Annotated in this window: 19 protein-coding genes; 14 read left to right on the top strand and 5 right to left on the bottom strand. The window is 51.3% G+C overall.

The window, feature by feature from the left end; all coding sequences use genetic code 11:
* Positions 1 to 19: 19 nt before the first annotated feature.
* The 3 genes from F5984_RS25055 to F5984_RS25065 form a co-directional block, all read right to left on the bottom strand.
* Complete coding sequence (locus F5984_RS25055; RefSeq protein WP_152126930.1) at positions 20 to 2047, bottom strand: beta strand repeat-containing protein; 2028 nt, start codon at positions 2045 to 2047, stop codon at positions 20 to 22.
* A gap of 153 nt (positions 2048 to 2200) precedes the next feature.
* On the bottom strand, positions 2201 to 2545 hold the full coding sequence (locus F5984_RS25060) for a hypothetical protein (RefSeq protein WP_152126932.1): 345 nt from the start codon (positions 2543 to 2545) through the stop codon (positions 2201 to 2203).
* Positions 2542 to 3567: a hypothetical protein gene (locus tag F5984_RS25065; RefSeq protein WP_152126934.1), complete on the bottom strand. Its 1026-nt coding sequence runs from the start codon at positions 3565 to 3567 to the stop codon at positions 2542 to 2544. Before F5984_RS25065 ends, F5984_RS25060 begins: the two co-directional genes overlap by 4 nt.
* 863 nt (positions 3568 to 4430) lie before the next feature.
* Here F5984_RS25065 and F5984_RS25070 point away from each other — a divergent pair.
* From F5984_RS25070 to accC, 14 genes are all read left to right on the top strand, one after another.
* Positions 4431 to 6446 (top strand): putative Ig domain-containing protein, encoded by a 2016-nt coding sequence (locus F5984_RS25070; RefSeq protein WP_185155642.1) that lies wholly within the window; start codon positions 4431 to 4433, stop codon positions 6444 to 6446.
* A 94-nt stretch (positions 6447 to 6540) separates the two neighbouring features.
* Entirely contained in the window at positions 6541 to 7524 is a 984-nt protein-coding gene (locus F5984_RS25075) for a GNAT family N-acetyltransferase (protein WP_152126938.1), read from the top strand.
* Between the two features lie 141 nt (positions 7525 to 7665).
* Entirely contained in the window at positions 7666 to 8556 is an 891-nt protein-coding gene (locus F5984_RS25080) for a hypothetical protein (RefSeq protein ID WP_152126940.1), read from the top strand.
* 95 nt (positions 8557 to 8651) lie between these two features.
* Entirely contained in the window at positions 8652 to 9668 is a 1017-nt protein-coding gene (pseB, locus tag F5984_RS25085; protein ID WP_152126943.1) for a UDP-N-acetylglucosamine 4,6-dehydratase (inverting), read from the top strand.
* A 72-nt stretch (positions 9669 to 9740) separates the two neighbouring features.
* Positions 9741 to 10919, top strand: a complete 1179-nt coding sequence (gene pseC, locus F5984_RS25090; protein WP_152126945.1) for a UDP-4-amino-4,6-dideoxy-N-acetyl-beta-L-altrosamine transaminase — start codon at positions 9741 to 9743, stop codon at positions 10917 to 10919.
* A gap of 10 nt (positions 10920 to 10929) precedes the next feature.
* Positions 10930 to 12558, top strand: a complete 1629-nt coding sequence (locus tag F5984_RS25095) for a hypothetical protein (protein ID WP_152126947.1) — start codon at positions 10930 to 10932, stop codon at positions 12556 to 12558.
* A gap of 106 nt (positions 12559 to 12664) precedes the next feature.
* Positions 12665 to 13742, top strand: a protein-coding gene (prfB, locus tag F5984_RS25100) for a peptide chain release factor 2 (RefSeq protein ID WP_152126948.1) whose coding sequence is annotated in 2 segments (ribosomal slippage) — positions 12665 to 12724 and positions 12726 to 13742 — 1077 coding nt in all. Because the reading frame shifts where the segments join, the coding sequence is not laid out codon by codon here.
* A 163-nt stretch (positions 13743 to 13905) separates the two neighbouring features.
* Positions 13906 to 14448, top strand: a complete 543-nt coding sequence (locus tag F5984_RS25105) for a YceD family protein (protein WP_152126950.1) — start codon at positions 13906 to 13908, stop codon at positions 14446 to 14448.
* Positions 14449 to 14548: 100 nt separating this feature from the next.
* Positions 14549 to 14743, top strand: a complete 195-nt coding sequence (gene rpmF, locus F5984_RS25110) for a 50S ribosomal protein L32 (protein WP_019988873.1) — start codon at positions 14549 to 14551, stop codon at positions 14741 to 14743.
* A gap of 159 nt (positions 14744 to 14902) precedes the next feature.
* Positions 14903 to 15844 carry a phosphate acyltransferase PlsX gene (gene plsX / locus F5984_RS25115; RefSeq protein ID WP_152126952.1) on the top strand — a complete coding sequence of 314 codons (942 nt, stop codon included), beginning with the start codon at positions 14903 to 14905 and terminating at the stop codon, positions 15842 to 15844.
* A gap of 102 nt (positions 15845 to 15946) precedes the next feature.
* Positions 15947 to 16930 carry a beta-ketoacyl-ACP synthase III gene (locus F5984_RS25120; protein WP_152126954.1) on the top strand — a complete coding sequence of 328 codons (984 nt, stop codon included), beginning with the start codon at positions 15947 to 15949 and terminating at the stop codon, positions 16928 to 16930.
* 92 nt (positions 16931 to 17022) lie between these two features.
* Positions 17023 to 17586: an elongation factor P gene (gene efp, locus F5984_RS25125; RefSeq protein ID WP_152126956.1), complete on the top strand. Its 564-nt coding sequence runs from the start codon at positions 17023 to 17025 to the stop codon at positions 17584 to 17586.
* An 89-nt stretch (positions 17587 to 17675) separates the two neighbouring features.
* The gene (gene accB / locus F5984_RS25130) at positions 17676 to 18146 is read left to right on the top strand and encodes an acetyl-CoA carboxylase biotin carboxyl carrier protein (RefSeq protein WP_152126958.1); all 471 of its coding nucleotides are present in this window, start codon (positions 17676 to 17678) and stop codon (positions 18144 to 18146) included.
* An 85-nt stretch (positions 18147 to 18231) separates the two neighbouring features.
* Positions 18232 to 19575, top strand: a complete 1344-nt coding sequence (gene accC / locus F5984_RS25135; protein WP_019988878.1) for an acetyl-CoA carboxylase biotin carboxylase subunit — start codon at positions 18232 to 18234, stop codon at positions 19573 to 19575.
* Positions 19576 to 19872: 297 nt separating this feature from the next.
* On the opposite strand, the gene F5984_RS25140 is transcribed toward accC, so the two are convergent.
* Positions 19873 to 21420, bottom strand: coding sequence for a sulfatase family protein (locus tag F5984_RS25140; RefSeq protein WP_152126961.1), 1548 nt, complete (start codon positions 21418 to 21420; stop codon positions 19873 to 19875).
* Positions 21421 to 21540: 120 nt separating this feature from the next.
* On the bottom strand, positions 21541 to 22365 hold the full coding sequence (gene trpA / locus F5984_RS25145) for a tryptophan synthase subunit alpha (RefSeq protein ID WP_152126963.1): 825 nt from the start codon (positions 22363 to 22365) through the stop codon (positions 21541 to 21543).
* Position 22366 lies beyond the last annotated feature (1 nt).

Genomic DNA, 22366 nt, shown 5'->3' on the forward strand with positions numbered 1-22366 from the left:
GGATTTGCGCTAACCGGAGTTAGTTGTTCTGAGTGATGGTAGCGGTATTGCCTACGCCATTTTGCCCAACATTGGCAATATTTCCGATCCCAGTGCTGGTTTGCGATACAGTCAGGGCGTTCCCGTCGCCAGCCTGTGTAGCAAACGAGCCCGCCCCCGTCAAACCACGGAGAATGTTATTGTCTCCGGTTTGGGTAGCAGTGGCGACCTGGTTGTTACCCGTTTGTAACAACCGAGCCTCGTTCGTACTGCCATCCTGAGTCATCAGGGCCGTATTATTACTTGACACAATACTTCCATCTCCCTGCCGAATAACAGCGATACTATTTGAACCCGAAATCTGATTAATATCGGCATTGTTCAAGTTTCCACCTACCTGATAAATTTTGGCATTATTACCCGTTCCGGCTCCACCTTGCAAAATGTCTGCATCCGCATTGGTACCCCCACCCGTCTGCACAATCAGAGCCTGCTTATCAGCACCATCTGTTTGGGTTACCGATGCACTATTGTTTACACCAGACTGGTAGATGTTGGCATCATGGCTTGTACCAGAAACCTGGGTAATGGTAGCATCACCATCAGTTGCATCAGAGCCAAGCGTTACCCCAAATTCAAGAGCGACTGTACCGTTCTGCGCATCTCGAGCATCGGGACGCCCCTGACTAATACGAGCATTATGGCCTGAACCGCCTTCCTGAGAAATAGTGGCATCATTATTATTTGCTGATGAGGGAGTCCCCGTTGAGCCGCCCCAACCCTGATCAATACGGGCAGAAGAACCTGCTACATCCGAATCCTGAGTAATAGTTCCGTTATTACCACTACCGGTTGCTTTTCCGTCGCCAGCCGCAGAACCAACGCTCTGTGCAACCTGAGCGAAGTTGCTACTCCCACCTTGTGTGATGGAAATTTCGTTTCCTGATGATTCAGAATTACTTCCGTAGCCTTGATATGCACGGGCAGTACTACCACTTGCGGTTTGATTGATAGTTGCCTGGTCACCAGAAGAAATTCCAATATAGCCTTGGCCAATTAAAGCAGAACTGTTAGAGCCGCTCTGATTTACAGTAGCCTCACTACTCGTAGCACTGCTATTGAAGAGATTTCCCTGATAAACACTGGCTGTGTTACCCGTATTCGACTGGTTAATAGTTGCTTTGTTATCCGTAGCTATACCGTACTCAGCGCCCTGAATAACAGTAGCCGTATTACCCGCTGCGGTTTGATTAACCGTTGCCTGATTGCCAGTAGCTGTTCCTGCCTGACTATTAGCTGCGTCTCCATCTGGGTTAGCATCTGTTCCCTGATCAATACGGGCTGTGTTGCCATCAGCACCTTGAGTGACAGTGGCCGTATTATTTGTTGATGCCCCACCGGCAACGCTTACCCCCAATTTCCCTTGACTAACAGTGGCTGTATTACCTTTTACAGCTGCACCGGCAGTACCGGGTGCCGTAAAGCCCTGATATACGTCGGCCGTATTTCCCGACGAATTGATTGATTGATTAATGGTAGCGTTGTTCGCTGTTGTTCCAGCGTTATTCTGGTAGATTTCACCATCGTTTTTCTGGCTACCATTATTTTGGTTGATGGTAGCATTTCCCAAGGTTCCTTGTTGGAAGGTACCAGCAAAGTTTCCATCCCCTGCCTTAGCCGTTAAGGTTGCCTTATTAGTGGTTTCTCCGCCACTCGACCCGTTTGCGCCGGCGTTTTGATTGATTGTGCTGGTGAGGTCACCGCCTAATTGCGTACTGGCAGCCCGGTTACCCTGCGATACATTAGTCCCCGATCCATTTTGATTGATGGCTGCCGTATTAGAGCCTGTTGCGGGAGTAGCCTGCGTACCCTGATTCGTTGAAGCATAGTTACCAAAATTCAGCCCCGAAGCACCAACCTGCTGAATAGTAGATGTTTGTTGATTACCATATTGTGTAGCCTCAGCTGTTTGCCCATTGCCTGCCTGATTAACAGTTGAATTGTTCTGCGCGAACGAAGCGGCTGCGAACGCCATCAGGGCTGCGCCGGTAAGAATTACTTTTTTCATTGGTTCTGACTGTTTTTAAACGGAATATGAACTGGATAAAGTCGGATGCACAAAAGCCGATTAGGCGGATCGTAGAGCAAATCGTTCAAAAGAGGAAGAGCAGTACCTGGTGGCCCACTCCGCTACAAAGCATACCTATATCAATTGGGTTGGTTACTGTTCCTGCTTTCGGGGGGGCGGCCCAGGTCGTTTGGAGGCCGGCCGCTCCTGTTGCTCAATCACTACAGTTGAGCGGCCATCGTGACGCACCTCTACAGAGTTGGTATTTCCACGAGCTTCCACCACCTCCGTGCCGACGCCCCGCGCTGATTGCCGCACCACCGCCCGGTTGCCACTTCCCGATTGCCGAATCACCACCGTTGAGCCCACATGAAGGCCACCTACCGGCGTATTAAGGTCGGGTTCGGGAGGTACCCGCTCAGCACGAACCTGACCAAAGGCCGTGGAAGCCAGCAAAACAGCACTAACTGAGCCCAGTAATTGCAAGATCGTTTTCATCGTTGTCGGAATGTTCCGGTGTTACCACCCCCTGTTTGGTTTACCTGTACGGTCACTGCATTGGCCGAAACCTCAATCGACAGGTGGTTATTTGAACCTACCTGACCTGCACCCAACACGCGCCCAGACGCTCCCAGCTGACTAATCATCAATCCGTTACCAGAACCGTTCTGATCCAGATCGAGCCGATTATCTACGCTTGCCTGTGTACTGGTGTATTGGTTGTTGTTCCCTCCGGTCTGATCGAGTTGCACACTGGCTCCATTGCCGGTCTGGTTTATGGTTGCCTGTTGCCGATTGTTTGTTTGGCGAACGATGGCTTGGTTCGTATGGCCCGGCTGCGCGATGAAAGCCTCCGACTGGTTGCCAGTTTGGCTAATATTAGCTCCATTTTGGTTACCAGTTTGCAGTACTTCAATCCGCAGATCATCACCGGATTGAGTCGTTGTAATGCTATTTTGATTACCGCCCTGGTTCAAGTCAAGCCGGTTTCGGTTACCGAGCACGGCAGCCGACGAAATCGTGTTACCATCTCCAGACTGGCTAATAATCAACCGGTTGCCATCTCCTGCACTTACCGATACGCCCAACGTATTGAGGCTGCCCGTTTGCCGAATGGTTAGTTGGTTCCGGCTTGTTCTGCCCTGCACATCCATGTCGACAGTTGCCTGATTTCCGGTTTTCCGCTGTACCACATCGAGCTGATTGTCAGACCCGCGTAGTTCCAAATCAGCCGTATTGCCAGAGCCAAGTTGGTTTACCTCAATGGTATTATTTGCACTATTGGCACCCCTTAGGCGTAGCGTAGCCCGGTGAGGAGTGGCGCTGCCCCCCGAAAGTTGGTTCACAACCGAGTTGTTTTGCGTACCTACCTGCCGCCAATCAGCCTGATGATCAGCACCTTGCTGATTAATCACCGTACCGTTAGCCGATCCACTCTGTTCGAGTGTGGCCGATATAGTCTGAGCTTTGAGCCCAGCGGCAAACAGACCCAAAAACAGGGATAGATATACTTTCTTCATAATATCTTGATTGGTTCGACAGAGCAAATAGTTTTTCTCTCGCGAATACAGCCGTACGAATCTGGCAATACGTACAAAATGCTGGTTTAGAAGAAAGTATCAAGTAGGAGCGTACTCGCCGAAACGCTATCTGACGAGTGCGGGTATGTAGCAACCCTGACTGTAGAAGAAAATGAAAACCGGTTTTTGGTAGATTTAACGTTCATGGTGTGCACTGTGTCTAAAATGGTTATAGTCACATGTTAACTGCCTCGTATAGCTGAGAGACAACACAAATGTAGAGGGAGGTTTTACAAGAAGTCAACTACCGTTTAATAAATTGAAAAAACGTTTATATATTATTATTATAGTTCTATTCAAACTAATAAAATACAATTTTACATTACAAAATAAACTATTCTATAAATATAGGCACAATGTATATACAACTCACAAGCCAAATACAAACGTTTGATTATCAGCAATTTAATTATTTAGCCTAAAAACTAACTTGGTGGTCAATACCGTTTAATCAAAATTGAACAAATCAGAGAATCATGCCTGAGGTAATTGGCACTTTTTAACACGAATCATAGCCAAACTAACTCGAAATGGTTGATAATAAACCCCAAATTTTAATGCGCTTAATAAATCCGGCAAAAAAATAGTCAACGTGATTGGCTACACACATACTTTCGACACCAAATCATGCCATTTAATATATGAAAAATTTAATTCTACACCATGTATGCCTATGGGCTCTATTTACTTTATCAATAACGGCACAAACTTGGGGTCAGTCGTTTAGCTACAGTCTTTCCGGTTCTAATTCGTTTACGGCCAGCACCTGCAATCCGTCAGCTCCGCTGACTTTCCGGGTATCCATGACAAACCAGCCCGCCGACGTAGCTATCACTGTGCCGACAGGGTTTGAGGTTCGGGTAGGCTCCGGCACCTATGGCCCAACGGGAAGCATACCAGCTTCTACAACCAGTATAACCGTAGAAGTACGCTTATCGGGGCAGGTACCAGGGAGTTCGTCGGGGTTTGTGCGCTTCACACACGGCGGAGGAACAGCCAGTTATAACGTATCGGGTAACACAACCAGTACCAATGCCGTGGCTCTATCGGCCAGTCCAACTATACTCACCAGCTTTAGCACTTCACAGGGCACACCTTCTAACGTACAGGTATATACGTTAACAGGTTGTAACCTCAGTACACCAGTTGTCATTACGCCCCCCACCGGCTACGCCGTCAGCACCGACGGGAGTAACTTTAGCCCTACGCCACTGAGTGTCGCACTCGGGCAAGCAGGTCAATCAATCTTTGTTCGGCTGACAGGCGACGCTGCCGGTTCGTTCGGCGGTAGTATCGACAATCAGACAACGGGGGCCTCCACAACCGTATCGGTGTCGGGGCAGGTTTCGGCTCCTCCTATTGCAGCTCCTGACCTACAAACTCAGAGTGGACAGGGTTATCCGGGCGGGGTCAGTGCGCTAACCGTCACCCAGAACCAGTATGCATCGGTCGTGTTCACAGCAACCAACTGCGCTGGCGTATTGAGCTGGACGGGTAGCAACGGTAGTACAGGCACTGGAGATATTGCCGTGCCTACAAACACTACCGGTATGTTTACGTACACGGCGGTATGTACCTTACTGGGACAAAGCGGACCACCCGCATCGGCTACGCTCATTGTACAACCAGCAGCCAATCGCCCACCTTCGGCCACAAGTATCCCTGACCAGACTGCCGTTGTAGGTCAGATATTTAGTTACACAATTCCAAACAATACATTTACGGACCCCGATGGGCAAACTCTCACACTCACGGCATCGGGGCTTCCGGCTGGTACCATATTCTCAGGTAATAGCATTAGCGGAACCCCTTCGCAAACAGGTGTCAATTCGGTTACCGTAGTAGCTACCGACCCGGGCGGTCTCTCAGTAAGTGCATCTTTTTTGATTACGGTGGTTCCACAATCGACCACGAGTCCGCAACCTCTGCAACTCATTGCACCTACCTACAACTGTCTGACGGGCGTATTCCAGTTCAATACTATCGGCGGAGATAGTACACCCATTTCATTCAGTGCTATTGGCATTACAGGGCCTCGAGTAAGTAATATAGCCAGTTTGGTCGATGATGTAGACACGCAACTGGCCGAAGAGATTCGGAATGGCCGCCCCAACGTTGCCCCCATTCGATTGTCGGCTACGCAAAGCGGAGTTAGTGTAACGTATTTGTGGGATGCCGTTGCAACCTGTACCAGCAGTTCAACCGTAACTCCCCCACCAACATCGACTACGGCAGCCTGTGGCAGCCCGGCCGAAACACTGGGCCAATCTCTGCAAATGGTAGCCCCTACCTACAATTGCCAAACCGGTGATATTCAGTTTAAAACCACAGGTGGTAATGGCTCGGCAATTACGTATCTGGCCATCGGCATTGTTTCGGAAACAACAAACTGTATTGACCGAATGGATAATGAAGTGGCTATGGATGTGCAGAACGACAGCCCTAATGTACAGCCATTTACCCTTATTGCCCGGCAGGGTAGCCAGTCGTCTACGTTCAGTTGGGACGCCCGCGCGTATTGTCGAACCACCGCGCCTGCCCGGCGAGCGGGTACAATGTCGGACAGTGATTTACAGATAACGGTTTTAAATAACCCCACCGATCGGGAACAGGTTGAAGTACTCATTACAGGGGCTAGTGACACCCAACTGCAACTGTCGGTAACTGACGCAGCGGGCCGAGTAGTGAGTCGGCAGGTGATTGGCCTGGCCAAAGCCAAAGAACACCAATTACTCCACATAGGCTCAGCACCTGGTATGTATTTTCTGAAGGCGTTAACCCCCACAGGATCGCAAACGGTACGGATTTTGAAAAAGTAAGTGTGTCGATATCTCTTCGTTAACGCAAGGCCCCGATTTGAGTATATCGGGGCCTTTTGCTATCCTTACCCGTACAATTCTGTTTTCTCGGCCCATGCGCCAATACCATAGCCACCTGACGCTTATCGGCTCAGACCCTTCATCCCTACCCCGACTGGCTGAGCCTACAGACCTTTTAACAGACACCAGATTTTCAGATGGCTTATTTTTCAACTCGCCCGACTTTTTAGCCCTGCAACCACAACCTGTCTACCAACTAAACTGGGTAGATACGATAACCAGGCAGACAGCTATTCGATGTGCATTTGGGGTACAAAGTGGCCTTGCCCTAAGCCCGGTAGCGGCCCCGTTTGGCTCGGTTGAATGGGCAGTTCAGGTCACGCCAGCCGAGTTATCCCAATTTGTAGCCGAGCTGCTTCAGCAAGCACAGCAGGCAGGGGCCAACCAACTCCGACTAACGCACCCACCAGCCTGTTACGCCCCCAGCCAAGCCCATGAATTATTTGACATCCTGACGCAACACGGATTCAGCAGTAGCAGGCAAGTGGCTACCTTTCACATACCTGTGTGCGGACAACCGTTGGAGTACCGGATGCGGGCTTCCGAGCGCCAACGATTCCGTAAATGTGTGCGAACGGGCTTTCGGGCCTTACAATGGGAAAGCCCACAAATTGACGAGCTAATCAGGTTCATCACCGAACACCGTCGGCTCAAAGGGTATCCTCTTTCTGTATCAGAGGACCAATTAGCGCACTTGCTTAGCCGGTTTCCCGAGAACTTCCCGGTTTTTGGAGTCTGGTCAGGACGAACACTTGTTGCCACCTGTGTTTGTGTACGCGTCCGGGCCAATAGCCTGTACACATTCATACCCGTCAGTCACACCGATTATGCCACGTTCAGCCCAATGGTTATGCTACTCGAAAGCGCGTACGAATACTGCCAGCAAACGGGCATCGACCTGCTCGATTTAGGCCCTGCCCTCGATCCTATCGGTCAGTTTAAGCCCAGTTTGGCCCGGTTCAAAGAAAACATGGGGGCTATGTGTTCACCCAGGTTTACATTCGAAATTTCGTTGTGATAGGAACGCGAACCGAACCAATAGGGCGGCTTTAAACGGATTTCTTTATCCCGATCGAAAAAAGAAAATCGGCCTTAAACTGTTTCATCGATTTAATCCGCGTTCGTATCCCCTAATTTTGCGGCAGCAAAATCAATCCGAATGATCGAACGAGTCTATAAATCAGGCGCTCAGTTTCTGAATAGTCTGATTGAATCTTTACTGACGCTACTCCGCGTGTTGATTCAGTCGCGGATGCCGATGCCCCTCCCCCACCGCCGGCAGGCCGTTTGCTCCGTGTTAGGAAATGGCCCGTCGCTACGCGATACGCTCGAAAATCATCTCGATTTCCTGAAACAAACCGAGCTGGTGTGTGTCAATAACTTTGCGCACTCGCCCTACTTTGCCCAGCTACGGCCCCAGAACTACATTATTGTTGACCCCAACTATTTCGTTTTTACGGAGACCTCAACCGACCGGCCCGACATCCGCCAGACCTTACAGGCGTTTCAGACGGAAGTCGACTGGCCCATGTCGTTGTACGTACCCCGCTTTGCCCGCAACTCGTACGTGATACGGACCATACAGGCCGGGAACCCTAACATTCAGGTGGTGTTTATCAATCATGCTATTGCACGCGGGTTCCAATGGCTCCGGCACAAACTGTATCGGTCGGGTTGGGCCATGATGCAGTCGCAAACGGTGGTGGTAGCAGCTCTTTTTCTGACCGTAAACCGGAAGTTCGACGTTATTTATCTGTTTGGGGCCGATCAGTCGTGGCATGAGCAAATCCGAATCGACGAAAGTAATCAGGTGCTCATGCAGCAGCTGCATTTCTACGAACAGGCCAAAGACGTAGCCTACGAGCCAATTTATTCGGATAAGCACCGCACCCGAACCGATTCGATGGCCGCGCAGTTTCTGTCGTTGCACAAGGCCTTTCGGGGCTACGAAGTATTGCGGGAGTACGCCGATTCGGTTGGGGTTCGTATTTTTAACGCCAGTACCAAAAGCTACATCGACTCGCTGGAGCGGGTAAAACTCCAAAACTAGTTTTCAGTTTACGGTTCTCAGTTTACAGTGGTCCTGTCCCGACAACCGCTTTGCGCAACTGAAAACCATAAACTGAAAACTGAAAACTTTTTTTCATGCTTGATTTAAACGGAAAGTCCATTCTGATCACCGGCGGGACCGGCTCTTTTGGCAAAAAGTTCGTGGAGATGGTGTACGCCCGCTACCCGCAGGTAAAACGGGTGGTGATTTACTCCCGCGACGAACTCAAACAGTTTGAGATGAGTCAGCTTTACCCCCACTCGATGTACAAGTCGATCCGGTTTTTTATCGGTGACGTTCGCGACGGGGAGCGACTCAAGCGTGCCTGTGAGAACATCGACATCATTGTGCACGCGGCTGCACTCAAGCAAGTACCGGCCGCCGAGTACAACCCGATGGAGTGCATCAAAACAAACGTGTTTGGGGCCGAAAACGTAATCAATGCCGCGCTCGACAACGGTGTGAAGCGGGTGGTAGCCCTCTCGACCGATAAGGCCGCGGCCCCGATTAACCTCTACGGTGCTACCAAGCTTTGTTCCGACAAGCTGTTTGTAGCCGCCAACAATATGAAAGGTAGCCGCGACCTGCGGTTTTCGGTGGTTCGGTACGGTAACGTGATTGGCTCGCGCGGTTCGGTAGTGCCGTTTTTTCTGGAACGCCGGAAAGAAGGCGTTCTGCCCATCACTCACCCCGACATGACCCGGTTCAATATTTCGCTCGAAGAAGGGGTCGAGATGGTATTTCATGCCCTCGAACACGCCTGGGGTGGCGAAATTTTCGTGCCCAAAATTCCGTCGTACCGGATTACCGATGTAGCCGAGGCCATTGGCCCCCACTGTGAGCAAAAGTTGGTGGGCGTACGCCCCGGCGAAAAACTCCACGAGGAAATGATTACCGAAACCGATTCGCTCAATACTGTGGAGACCGACCGGTACTACGTAATTACGCCCTCGACACCCACCTGGGAAGTCGACGATTATCTGAAGGCGTTCAACGGCAAACGGGTCGAAATGGGCTTCAAATACAACTCAGGAACCAACACCGAGTGGCTCACCGTCGAACAACTGCGGGAACAGATTCGGACCCATGTCGACGCGAGCTTTGCCGTGTAATGTAGAAAGAATAATGTTCAGGAGAGTTAGTAATTCACCCATTATTCGTTTCACATTAATCAGTATCCATCTATGAATCCAATTCCGTACGGCCGCCAGCACATTACCGATGAGGATATGGCGGCTGTTGCCAAAGCCCTTACCTCGCCCGCCCTCACACAGGGACCTACCATCGGGCAGTTTGAAGAGGCTTTTGCCCAGTACATCGGGAGTCAATATGCCGTAGCGGTTGCCAACGGAACGGCCGCCTTGCACCTGTGTGCGCTGGCGCTGGGGGTTAACGAAACATCTAAAGTTATCACAACGCCGATTACGTTCTCGGCCTCGGCCAACTGCATTCGGTACTGCGGGGGCGAAGTTCACTTTGCCGACATCGACCCCGAAACACTTGTGCTGGACCCCAAAGCCGTGCGGGCGTTGCTCGAAAAACACCCCAAAGGCACCTTTTCGGGCATTATTCCGGTTGATTTTGCCGGATACCCCGCCGATATGGCCGCGTTTCGCGAATTGGCCGACGAGTTTGGGCTGTGGTTGCTCGAAGACAGTTGCCATGCGCCGGGGGCCTCGTTTACCGACGAGCAGGGGCAAAATCACCGCTGTGGCGATGGCTCACTGGCCGAACTGGCCATTTTTAGTTTTCACCCCGTGAAGCACATTGCCTGTGGCGAGGGTGGCATGATTACCACCAACAACGAGGCCCTGTACCGGCATTTGCTTCGGCTCCGCACGCACGGCATCACTAATAAACCCGGCGATTTCAGCGAACCCGAACCCGGCGAACCCGAACGGGGCGGCTGGTATATGGAACTGCAGGAGCTGGGCTATAACTACCGGCTAACCGATATGCAGGCGGCTTTGGGACTAAGCCAACTCAAACGGGCCGACGCTATGCTCGACCGCCGACGGGCTATTGCGGCCCGGTACGATGCGGCCTTTACCGGCACTGCCGTACGTACCATTGTACCTCCCGACCGTGTGGGTCATGCGTATCACCTTTACGTGATTCAGGTTCCCGACCGAAAAGGTCTGTACGATTACCTCCGCACGAAGAACATATTTGCTCAGGTGCATTACATTCCGGTTCACCGGATGCCGTACTACCGGCAGTTTGGCTGGAAGCTGGGTGATTTTCCGCTCGCTGAAGACTATTATGCCCACGGCCTGAGCATTCCGATGTTTCCGACCCTAACCGACGAGGAGCAGGCGTATGTTATCCGGGAAGTACTGGCGTTTGTGAACGGCAAGGTATAATCAGTACGGTATGAAGCTGACGCCAAACCGCGCACCCGAATGGCTTTTTGGGGGAGTTGCCCTGCTGCCAATCCTTTACTACGCGGTTACTCTTGTCCGTTACGCCTGGAACATGCCGTATATGGACGACTACCCGGTGCTGGTCGAGTTTCTGAATCGATGGCCGGGGGCTTCCTGGGCGGCCCGGCTCGATGGCCTGCTGGAGCAAAACAACTTCCACCGGGTTGTCTGGGTAAAAGCCCTAGCTTTGCTGAACGTAGGTGTTACGGATACCATCAACTTTACCTTTTTGCAATGGGTAGGCAACGCAGCCCTCTTGCTTACCGCCTGGCTGCTGTACCGGGCCTCGTCGTCAATCAGTCGTTGGGCGTTTTTGCCCGCCTTGTTTCTGATTTTCCAGTTTCAATCGTGGAACAACGCTTTTTGGGCCATGGCCGCCGTCTCGAACCTATGGGCACCGGCCTGGGCGTTGCTGGCACTCTGGCTGGGCAGTCAGTCTGGTCAACGCTCGTTTTGGATGGGCGTGGGCATTGGGCTGGTAGCCTTGCTCACCAACGGCAACGGGATTGTTGTGTTGCCATTAATCCTATTGATGTGCGTGACCAACTCAGCGCAACCGGTCGATCGGGTTAAACAAGCTATTGGATTGGGGACTATCACCCTAATTGCACTCTACCTTTACTTCCGAGGGTACAACAACCCTTCTGGCCCAGCGCTGAGCAGTTTGCTGAGTCCAGAAAAAATCGGGCATCTGCTGGCACTCGACACAGCATTTTTGGGGGCCATGTTTTATCACCCATCGGTGGCGTGGGTGAGTCAGGTAGTGGGTGGTTTCACCATTGTCTGGACGGGTTATTTGATACTGACCCGCTACGACCGGCACAACCCTACCCTGTTCTGGTTCCTTATTTTCCTGCACCTGACCGGGCTGATGCTGGCCGTAAACCGCATCGAAAAAGGAACCGAACTCATGTACGCGTCGCGCTACCGCAACATTACGGCCCTGATGCTGGCAACTACCTGGCTCACGTTGGCCGATGTGGCCCGGCTTGCCCGGTTCCGCTGGCAAACGGCCTTAACAAGCCTTGTTCTGGCAGGCTCGGTGGCTATCTGGGGGGTATCAAACTATACATATGCGGGCAAAATTGTCCGGTTTCGGGAGTTGAAACAGACCGACCAGTTTTTGTGGCAACAGGTGGGGATCATTCGGGGTTGCGCACCGACATTACAACCGGCTCAGGCATTGAGCCAACTAAGAACCAACCAACTGTTTTCACCCGCAGAACTGACTATTGTGCACCTGGCCTCAACACCAGTGGCTGTATCTATACCGCCACTTGGCTCCCCCGCCATCGATTACCGTATTGATTTGCAACAGCCAATAGGTGCGTACCGGCTTATTAGCGGCTGGGCCAAAATCCGGGGCCGCAAAGCCAATTTCAACGACACATACCTCGGAGTCAGAACTCCTAACGGCTGGCAGTTTTATAGCACCCTGTTCCATCAGCGGCTCGACCTCGCCGACTCCGTCAATGAAAAAGACACCGGCTTCAGCGCCATTCTACCGGCCGAAACCGCCGGTATGCCGGTTGGGATTCTGGTCCGTTCGGGCGGAAGTACCGGCTTTGTCGAGTTATAACTCGAACCAAACAGCCCATCCGATTGTCGTATCTTTGTCATTCAGACGCTCATCCGTATGTACGGGAGTGTCTGCAATCCATAATTTAAACGCATACGACAAGTTCATGACAACTGATCAGTTGAAAGACTTGAGGGCCAGAGTAGAGGCCCTGAGGGGGTATCTTTGACTACGATGCCAAAAAAGAACAACTAAGCGATCTCGAACAACAAACATTTCAGCCTGAGTTCTGGGGTGATGCCGACCGGGCCGAAACCGTTATGAAACAGGTACGAGCCCTGAAAGGCTGGGTAGGCGGTTACGACTCGCTCAATGGCCAATTGGAAGACCTCGAAACCTTATTTGAGTTTTACGAAGCCGGCGACGTTACCGAAGAAGAAGTAGACACCGAAGCGCAGAAAGTAACGGTTACGCTCGAAGAACTCGAACTGAAGAAAATGCTGAGTAATGAGGAAGACCAACTCAGCGCAGTACTCGAAATCAACTCAGGGGCGGGCGGTACCGAAAGTCAGGACTGGGCCGATATGCTTTACCGAATGTATATGCGCTGGGCCGAAAAACACGGCTACAGTGTAAAACAAGTCGATTACCAGGAGGGCGATACGGCGGGTATCAAATCGGCCACGCTCGAAATTGACGGTGCTCTGGCTTACGGCTACCTGAAATCCGAAAACGGCGTACATCGGCTGGTTCGGGTATCCCCGTTCGATTCAAACGCCCGTCGGCACACCTCCTTTGCCTCGGTCTTTGCCTATCCACTCGTCGACGATTCAATCCAAATCGACGTAAACCTGGCCGATATCGACTGGGACACCTTCCGGTCGGGCGGGGCCGGTGGGCAGAACGTAAACAAGGTTGAAACGGCCGTTCGGTTACGACACAAACCCTCGGGCATTATCATCGAATGCCAGCAGGAGCGTAGTCAGCTACAAAACAAGGAAGTAGCTATTCGACTCCTGAAGTCAAAGCTGTATGAGATTGAGGTACAGAAGCGCAACGCGGCCCGGGCTGAAGTAGAAGCTGGTAAGAAAAAAATCGAGTGGGGCTCGCAGATCCGGTCGTATGTACTCGACGACCGACGCGTGAAAGATCACCGAACCGGTTATCAAACCTCAAATACCGAGTCCGTTCTCGACGGCGACCTCGACGAGTTTATCAAGTCGTACCTACTGATGCAGGATTAGGTCGGAAACCGCGTGAGCGGGCCAACGGAGTGGACGGATCTAATGGACTCACACAGATTTCTTTAGGTTTTAATCCGTGAAAATCAGTTTTATCCGTTCAATCCGTGTACCTATTAAAAATATTTTGTAATTTTGCGCTCCTATTTTTGAGGGGTTTGATAACGTGAACGAGCTAAGGCAATACGAGATTCCGGTCTTCGGGCTGGAAAACAAGCGCTACGAATACGACTTTGAGTCGGGCGATGCGTTTTTTGCTGCGCTCGAGCAGGACTTGATTGAAAAAGGCAATATCCAGACCCATTTGATTCTGGACAAGTCTGAAACCATGATCCGGCTCGATTTTCAAATCAGCGGCACTGTGGAGCAAACTTGCGACCGGAGCCTCGATTTGTACGACGAGCCTATTCAGATCGAACGGCTTATGTTGCTGAAGTTCTCCGATCATAATGAAGAACTGACCGACGAAATCGAACTGATCGAGCGCAACACACACAGCGTTAACGTGGCAAGGTATATTTTTGAGTTCCTTGCTACCTCGCTGCCCATGAAGAAACTGCACCCGCGCTTCCGGGAGGAAGACGAGCAGGACGAGGATACTGAGTCGGAGGGAAAACTGATTTACCGCTCAGATTCAGACGAAGAACCAACGGACGAGCCACCTGTTGACCCAAGATGGGCAGCTCTTCGGAAATTGAATGACAATTGATTTAAATGTTTTCAGCGTGCGGTTTCCCAATTGCAGTTTTTGTGAGTAGGACCGTATTAACCAACTGAGAACCAAACACTATAAACTGTAAACTGAAACCATGGCACACCCCAAACGACGCCACTCTTCTACCCGTCGCGATAAGCGCCGGACGCATTACAAGGCCACTGCCGTAACGCTCTCAACCGACGCAACTACGGGCGAAGTACATGAGCGCCACCATGCTCACGTGTACGAGGGCAACTTGTACTACAAAGGCAAAATGATTGTTGAAGGCTACGCTTCAGCGGCTTAATATCAGCCATTTACGTGTGCCTGTACATAAAGTATTTCGCAGCAGTCTTCCGGGAAGATGAACGCGAAATACTTTTTTATTGTCTAGTACCTGCTATTTTTACGCGATTATTCCCTTTACATCACGAGCCGCGTCGGCTCCGACGCCTTAACTGAGTCAATGAAAATTGCAGTGGACATAATGGGTGGTGATTTTGCTCCGGAGGCTATCGTCGAAGGAGTAGCAATGGCCGCTACCAATTTACCCAAAGACGTACAGCTTGTTTTGATTGGGCAGCAGCGAGTTATCGAAACCCTGTTACCCAAATACACAACCGAGCCCCTTTCGAACATCGAGATTGTCCACGCCGAGGATGTTATCGAAATGGGTGAGCACCCAACAAAGGCCCTTTCACAGAAGCCCAATTCCAGCATTGGAGTTGGGTTTAAGCTTTTGAAGGAAAAACAAGTCGACGCTTTTTGCAGTGCAGGCAACACCGGTGCCATGCACGTAGGCGCTCTGTTCAGCATCAAAGCTATCGAAGGGGTCATGCGCCCCTGCATTGCTGGTTTTGTACCCCAATTGGGTGGTGGACACGCCGTTATGCTCGACATTGGCGCCAATGCCGATTGTAAACCCGAAATGCTCGCTCAGTTTGGCGAGATTGGGTCAGTATATGCCCAGGCGACATTCGGTATTGAAAACCCACGGGTGGCCCTGATGAATATCGGTTCGGAAGAACAGAAGGGGTCACTGGTTGCGCAGGCAGCCTATCAGTTGCTGAAAGAAAGCCGTCGAATCAACTTCGTTGGTAACATAGAAGGCAACGACATGTTTTTCGATAAAGCGGATGTGATTGTCACCGATGGCTTTACCGGAAACGCCCTGTTCAAACTGGGTGAGTCGATTTACGCTCTGACGAAGAAGCGGGGGATCAGCGACGAATTTCTGGACAAGACAAACTACGAGTCGGTAGGCGGAAGCCCCATTGTAGGCGTCAACGGCAACGTCATTATCGCCCACGGAATTTCATCAGCTTTAGCCATAAAAAATATGATCGGGCTTGCTATCCGGCAGGTTCAATCAGACGCATATAACAAAATTGCGCAAATGCTCAGTTAAAAGTAGGCAGTAGCGGTAGGCAGTGGGCAGTGTTTTTGCGCCAGCTTTTCTGCCTGCTGCCACTGCCTACTGCACACTGTTCGTTGTTAACTGCTCACTGTAATGATGAAAGCGGCAATTACGGGCGTTCACGGTTATGTTCCTGAGTACGTGCTTACCAACGCGGAACTGGAGAAGATGGTGGACACCAACGACGAGTGGATCACGAGTCGGACGGGTATCAAAGAGCGCCGGATCCTGAAAGGGGAAGGCATGGGTTCGTCGCACATGGGTGCGAAAGCGGTACAGGGCCTACTCGAAAAGACCAATACCAAACCCGAAGAAATTGATCTTCTCATTTGCGCAACGGTAACACCCGATTATGTGTTTCCGGCAACGGCCAACCTAATTTGTGATATGGTTGGTATTCGGAACGTGGGAAGCTTCGATATTCAGGCGGCTTGCTCGGGCTTTCTGTACGCACTTACCACCGGTACCCAGTTTATCGAATCGGGTAAGTACAAGAAGGTAATCGTGGTAGGTGCCGATAAAATGTCAGCTATCGTTGATTACACTGATCGTACCACCTGTGTTCTTTTTGGCGACGGTGCCGGGGCGGTACTGCTCGAACCCGCCGAAGAGGGGTTCGGGGTGATGGACTCCATTCTGCGGTCTGACGGAAGCGGTCAGATTCACCTGTTCCAGAAAGCCGGGGGGAGCCGTTACCCACCCACGCACGAAACCGTTGAAAAGCGGTGGCACTACGCGTACCAGGACGGCCCTTCGGTATTCAAGTTTGCCGTCAAGAACATGGCCGATGTATCAGCCGAAATCATGGAGCGTAATCAGCTGAAGGGCGAAGAGGTAGCCTGGCTCGTGCCGCATCAGGCCAACAAGCGGATTATCGACGCTACGGCTAACCGCATGGGTGTTGGGCCCGAGCGGGTCATGATGAATATTTACAAGTACGGTAACACAACCGCAGCTACTATTCCACTCTGCCTATTCGATTACGAGTCGCAGCTGAAAAAAGGGGATAACCTGATTCTGGCCGCATTCGGAGGAGGATTCACCTGGGGTTCGGTTTACGTGAAATGGGCATATTAAAAAAATGAATGATGTATAGTGTACAATGGCTTTAAGCCTGTCGACATCTAAACCCATTATTCATTATCCGTTAATCATTTTTCATTAAAACGATGGCAACAACCGCAGACATACGCAACGGTTTAGTCTTAAACTTCAACAACGACTTATTCCAGATTACGGAATTTCAGCACGTTAAGCCGGGTAAAGGAGCCGCTTTTGTACGCACTAAGCTCAAAAGCCTGACTACCGGCCGTGTAATTGATAATACCTTTAACTCAGGCGTTACGATCTATCCGGTTCGGGTTGAGCGCCGGAAGTTCCAGTTCCTCTACAAAGACGAATCGGGGTACAACTTCATGGATCAGGAATCGTTTGACCAGATTAACCTCGACGAGAAACTGGTTGATGGTGCCGACCTGATGAAAGAAGGCCAGGAAGTTGAAATTCTGATCAATGTCGAAAACGAAACACCCCTCACCTGCGAACTTCCGCCGTTTGTGGAGCTCGAGGTAACCTACGCTGAGCCGGGTATTCGGGGTGATACGGCCAACAGCCCCAAAAAGCGGGTTGAAGTGGAATCGGGTGCCAAGATCATGGTTCCCCTTTTCATTGAGCAGGGTCAGAAGATCCGGGTTGATACCCGTACGTACGATTATGTTGAGCGCGTGAAATAAAACAGGAAGCCTGTACTGATGAGCGGTCACCAGAGCCAAAACGCTTTCGGTTTAACCACTCTTCGGCCCAGACTCCTCTCTCCTACTTTATGGATACCAGAGACATTCAAAAACTGATCGACTTCATCGCCCAGTCGGGCCTCGACGAAGTTAATGTAGAGACCAACGATCTGAAGATCAGCGTAAAGCGCAATAGCGCAACGCCAGCGGCTCCAGCACCAGCTCCACAAGCCCCTGCGGCACCTGTAGCAGCCCCTGCCCCACAGGCTCCGGCAGCCGCACCGGTTGCGCCCGCGCCCAAAGCAGCCGACACGTCGAACTACATCACGATTAAGTCGCCCATGATTGGCACGTTCTACCGCTCTTCAAACCCGGAAACCCCGGCATTTGTCGAGATTGGCGACGAAGTGAAGGTGGGTAAAGTGGTATGTATCATCGAGGCCATGAAGCTCTTCAACGAGATCGAGTCAGAAGTCTCAGGCCGTATCGTGAAGGTACTGGTTGAAAACGCTACCCCCGTCGAGTACGACCAGCCTCTATTCCTTGTAGAACCGATCTAATTGGAGAATGAGTGAATGAGCGAATGAGCGAATGCCACAGCGTCCGCACAATTCACTCATTCACTCATTCGCTCAATCACTCATTATGTTCAAGAAAATCCTGATCGCTAACCGGGGAGAAATCGCGCTGCGTATCATCCGGACTTGCCGCGAAATGGGCATCAAAACGGTGGCAGTTTACTCAACAGCCGACCGTGATAGCCTGCACGTGCGCTTCGCCGACGAGGCTGTGTGTATTGGTCCGCCGGTGAGTAAGCAGTCGTACCTGAATATTCCCAATATTATCTCGGCGGCCGAAATTACCAACGCCGACGCTATCCATCCCGGCTACGGTTTCTTATCCGAAAACGCCGAATTTTCTCAGATCTGCGCCGATTACGGCATCAAGTTTATTGGTGCTACGGCCGAACAGATCAACGGAATGGGCGACAAAGCTACGGCGAAGGCGACCATGAAAGCGGCTGGTGTACCAGTTATTCCGGGCTCTGAGGGCCTGCTCGAATCTATTGAGGAAGGTAAGAAACTGGCCGAAGAAATTGGCTACCCCGTAATCATCAAGGCAACGGCCGGTGGTGGCGGTCGGGGTATGCGGATTATCAAGACAGAAGCCGACTTCGAAAAAGCCTGGAACGACGCCCGTACTGAAGCCGGTGCCGCTTTCGGCAACGATGGCCTTTACCTGGAGAAGTTTGTGGAGGAACCCCGCCATATTGAAATCCAGATCGTGGGCGATCAGTACGGTAAAGTATGCCACTTGTCGGAGCGCGATTGCTCGATTCAGCGTCGTCACCAGAAACTGGTTGAGGAAACGCCCTCTCCGATTGTTTCGGCCGAACTGCGCGAAGAAATGGGTCAGGCGGCTATCAAAGGCGCGCAAGCCATTGGCTACGAAGGTGCTGGTACGGTTGAGTTTCTGGTTGACAAATACGGCAAGTTCTATTTCATGGAAATGAACACCCGTATTCAGGTGGAGCACCCCATTACGGAGGAAGTGACTGATTTCGACCTCATCAAGGAACAAATCAAGGTAGCGGCCGGTACCGAGATTTCGGGCCGTAACTATACACCGAAATTGTACTCGATGGAGTGCCGGATCAATGCCGAAGATCCCGCCAACGGATTCCGTCCGTCGCCCGGTAAAATCACCAACCTTCACCTTCCAGGTGGCCACGGTGTTCGGATTGATAGCCACGTGTACGCAGGCTATACCATTCCGCCAAATTATGATTCCATGATTGCCAAGTTGATTGTAACGGGGCAATCACGCGAAGAAGTGATTACGCGTATGAAGCGGGCTTTGCAGGAATTTGTGATTGAGGGAATCAAAACCACGATTCCGTTCCATATCAAGCTGATGGACGATCCGAAATTCAAGTCGGGTCAGTTTACAACAGCGTTCCTCGAAGGGTTCGACTTCTCGAATCTGTAAGGATTTTTTCCAATACCAAACTGGCCTCCGGTTGCTGAATTGTCTTTCGATTATTCAGCAACCGGAGGCCAGTTTGGTAGTAACAGAGCTGTAAAGGCCAAACCAAATGGATAATGAACAGTGTAGAGCTTACAATAAATACACTGATTATCGGCCAATAAACCCGCTCCTCATTATGCCCTTTACTTCAGTACTGGACGTTCGGACTTCAGACACTGGACGTTAGACTTACTACCATTCTGTAGGGAGGTCTAACGGCTAATGTCCAGTACTGAGACCCTTTACACTATTCATTCACTAATACGCCCCTTTGTTGCGGTGATCGAAGCGTTTCTGTTGAACCGGGTTGAGCGGAATATTCATCCCGTTGGTGCTCCGAAGCCAGCCGAATACCTCACCCCGGAGTTGCTTGGCTATTTCCTGATGGGCCGGGCTTTTGATAAGATTATTCACCTCACCGGGATCATTCTGTAAATCATACAGCTCGTTGGTATCCCATACCCCGTAATTGAAAATGTATTTGTACCGGTCGGTACGTACGGCGTACATGGTCGGGGTTTGTGGAAAATCGATCTCCCAGTAGTACTCATAAAACGCCCGGTCGCGCCACGGGCGTCCCGCCCCGTCGGTCGATTGGCCCTGAAGAATAGGCAGAAACGAGTTACCCTGCATTTGCGTCGGTTTGGTCAAACCCGCATAGGCCAGAAACGTAGGCGCAATGTCGATGTTCTGAATCACCTGCTTCACTTTGGTTTGGGGCTTCACCAGGTCCGGGCAACGAACCAGCAGCGGTACCCGCATTGATTCTTCATAGGCATGTCGCTTGTCAATCAGGCCACGCTCCCCGAAGCTAAAGCCGTTGTCGCCCATGTACACCAGCATGGTATTCTGGTCCAGGCCATTGTCTTCCAGCCATTTCAGCACTCGACCCACGCTATCATCGACCCCAAGCAGGGTTTCGGCATAGCGACGGTAAAAGTTGTTGAAGTCCATCTGACCGTGGTACATGTAATCGACACCATGCCAGCTTCCCCGCTGTTGCTTCACCCAGTTCGGAATACCCGCCAGATTTGCCTTCACAGCGCCCATTTCGGGGTTACGGCCAGCATTGACACCCCCACCCCATACCTTGCTGGTATCAGTTGCCGTCAGGTACATAGTTTCGGGGTAATTGATAGGCATTTTAGCGTACGTATCACGGTGCCGCTTGGCGGGTTCAAACATGGCATGAACGGCTTTGTGCGACAAGTAGAGGCAAAACGGCTTCTTCTTGTCCAGCGTATTCATCCATTTAATAGCGTAGTCGGTCAGCAGATCCGTTGTATTGCTGCTATCGGTGTAAGCCACCTGTTTGCCGTTGATGTTAAACCGGGGGTTGTAGTAATCGCCCTGCCCTTTGAAGCTTAACCAATAATCGAAACCCGGTTGGGGCGCATCGTCGGTATTACCCATGTGCCACTTGCCCAGAAATGCCGTTTTGTAACCTGCCTTCTGCAAATACTGCGGGAAAAACTTCAGGTCGGCAGGCATGGGCGCAAAATTGTCGATTACCCGATGAGTATGCGCATACTGCCCGCTCAGGATACTCGCCCGGCTGGGCGAACACAGGGCCGTTGATACAAACGCGTTTTGCACATGTGCCCCCTCATGAGCCAGTCGGTCGAGGTTGGGCGTTTGCAGGCCGGCTACTTTTCCTGTAAAGCCCATAAAGTCGTACCGATGATCATCGGCCAGAATAAAAATGATATTCTTGGGCTTGGCAGGCGGGGCCAATGATGACCGGAAAGCTGGCAAACTCAATACGAGCAACAGCAGAGCCCCGATCGACAGCAGAGGTAGTTTCATAGCACAGGACAGTTTTATCGTCTGTACAAGGCTAAAAAAGGCTTTACATACCGATCTGAATGCAAAAACGCCCGGCCGATTTCCTCAGCCGGGCATTTTCAATGAAATCATAGCCTCTGCTTACTTTCCTTTTACAGCCTCTACAAATGCCTTAATCTGCGTTTGATCGGTCCCTTTCTCCTGCAAAAGCCGGATAAACGCGCTACCGATAATAGCCCCGTTGGCATATTGGCTCGCCATCCGAAACGTTTCGTTGTCTTTGATACCGAAACCAATCAGACGCGGATTCGTCAGATTCATCGCATTGATACGGTCGAAGTAAGCGAGCATTTCGTCGCTTACACCACTCACCGACCCCGTAATGCTCGCCGAGGATACCATGTAGATAAAACCGGCCGACTGCTCGTCGATCAGCCGAATCCGCTCGGTGGATGTTTGGGGCGTAATCAGAAAAATATTCAGTATGCCGTACTGCCGAAAAATAGGCGCGTATTCGTCAAGGTAAAGATCGAGCGGTAAGTCCGGTAAGATTACCCCATCGACGCCCACCGCCTGACATTGCCGACAAAACTCTTCTACACCGAATTGCAGGACGGGGTTGATGTACCCCATCAGCAGAATAGGAACGCTGACACGGCTCCGGCAATTGGCGAGTTGCTCGAACAAAAGCCGCAGCGTCATTCCGTTGTTCAGGGCCTGTAAGTTGCTTTGCTGAATGGTTTCGCCATCGGCCACCGGATCGGAATAGGGCATACCAATTTCGACCAGATCGGCACCTGCCTGCTCAAGCCCTTCGAGCACAGTCAGGGTATCGTCCAGATTCGGAAAGCCGGCCGTGAAATAAACGTTCAACAAGCCCTCATGTTTACGGCCGAAAAGTGCCGTAATACGGTTTTGGGTCGGTAGTGCCGAATCGGCTTGTGTAGCTACTGCTTGCGCTTCCAAA

The sequence above is a fragment of the Rudanella paleaurantiibacter genome (assembly GCF_009184635.1).
GTDB lineage: Bacteria > Bacteroidota > Bacteroidia > Cytophagales > Spirosomataceae > Rudanella > Rudanella paleaurantiibacter.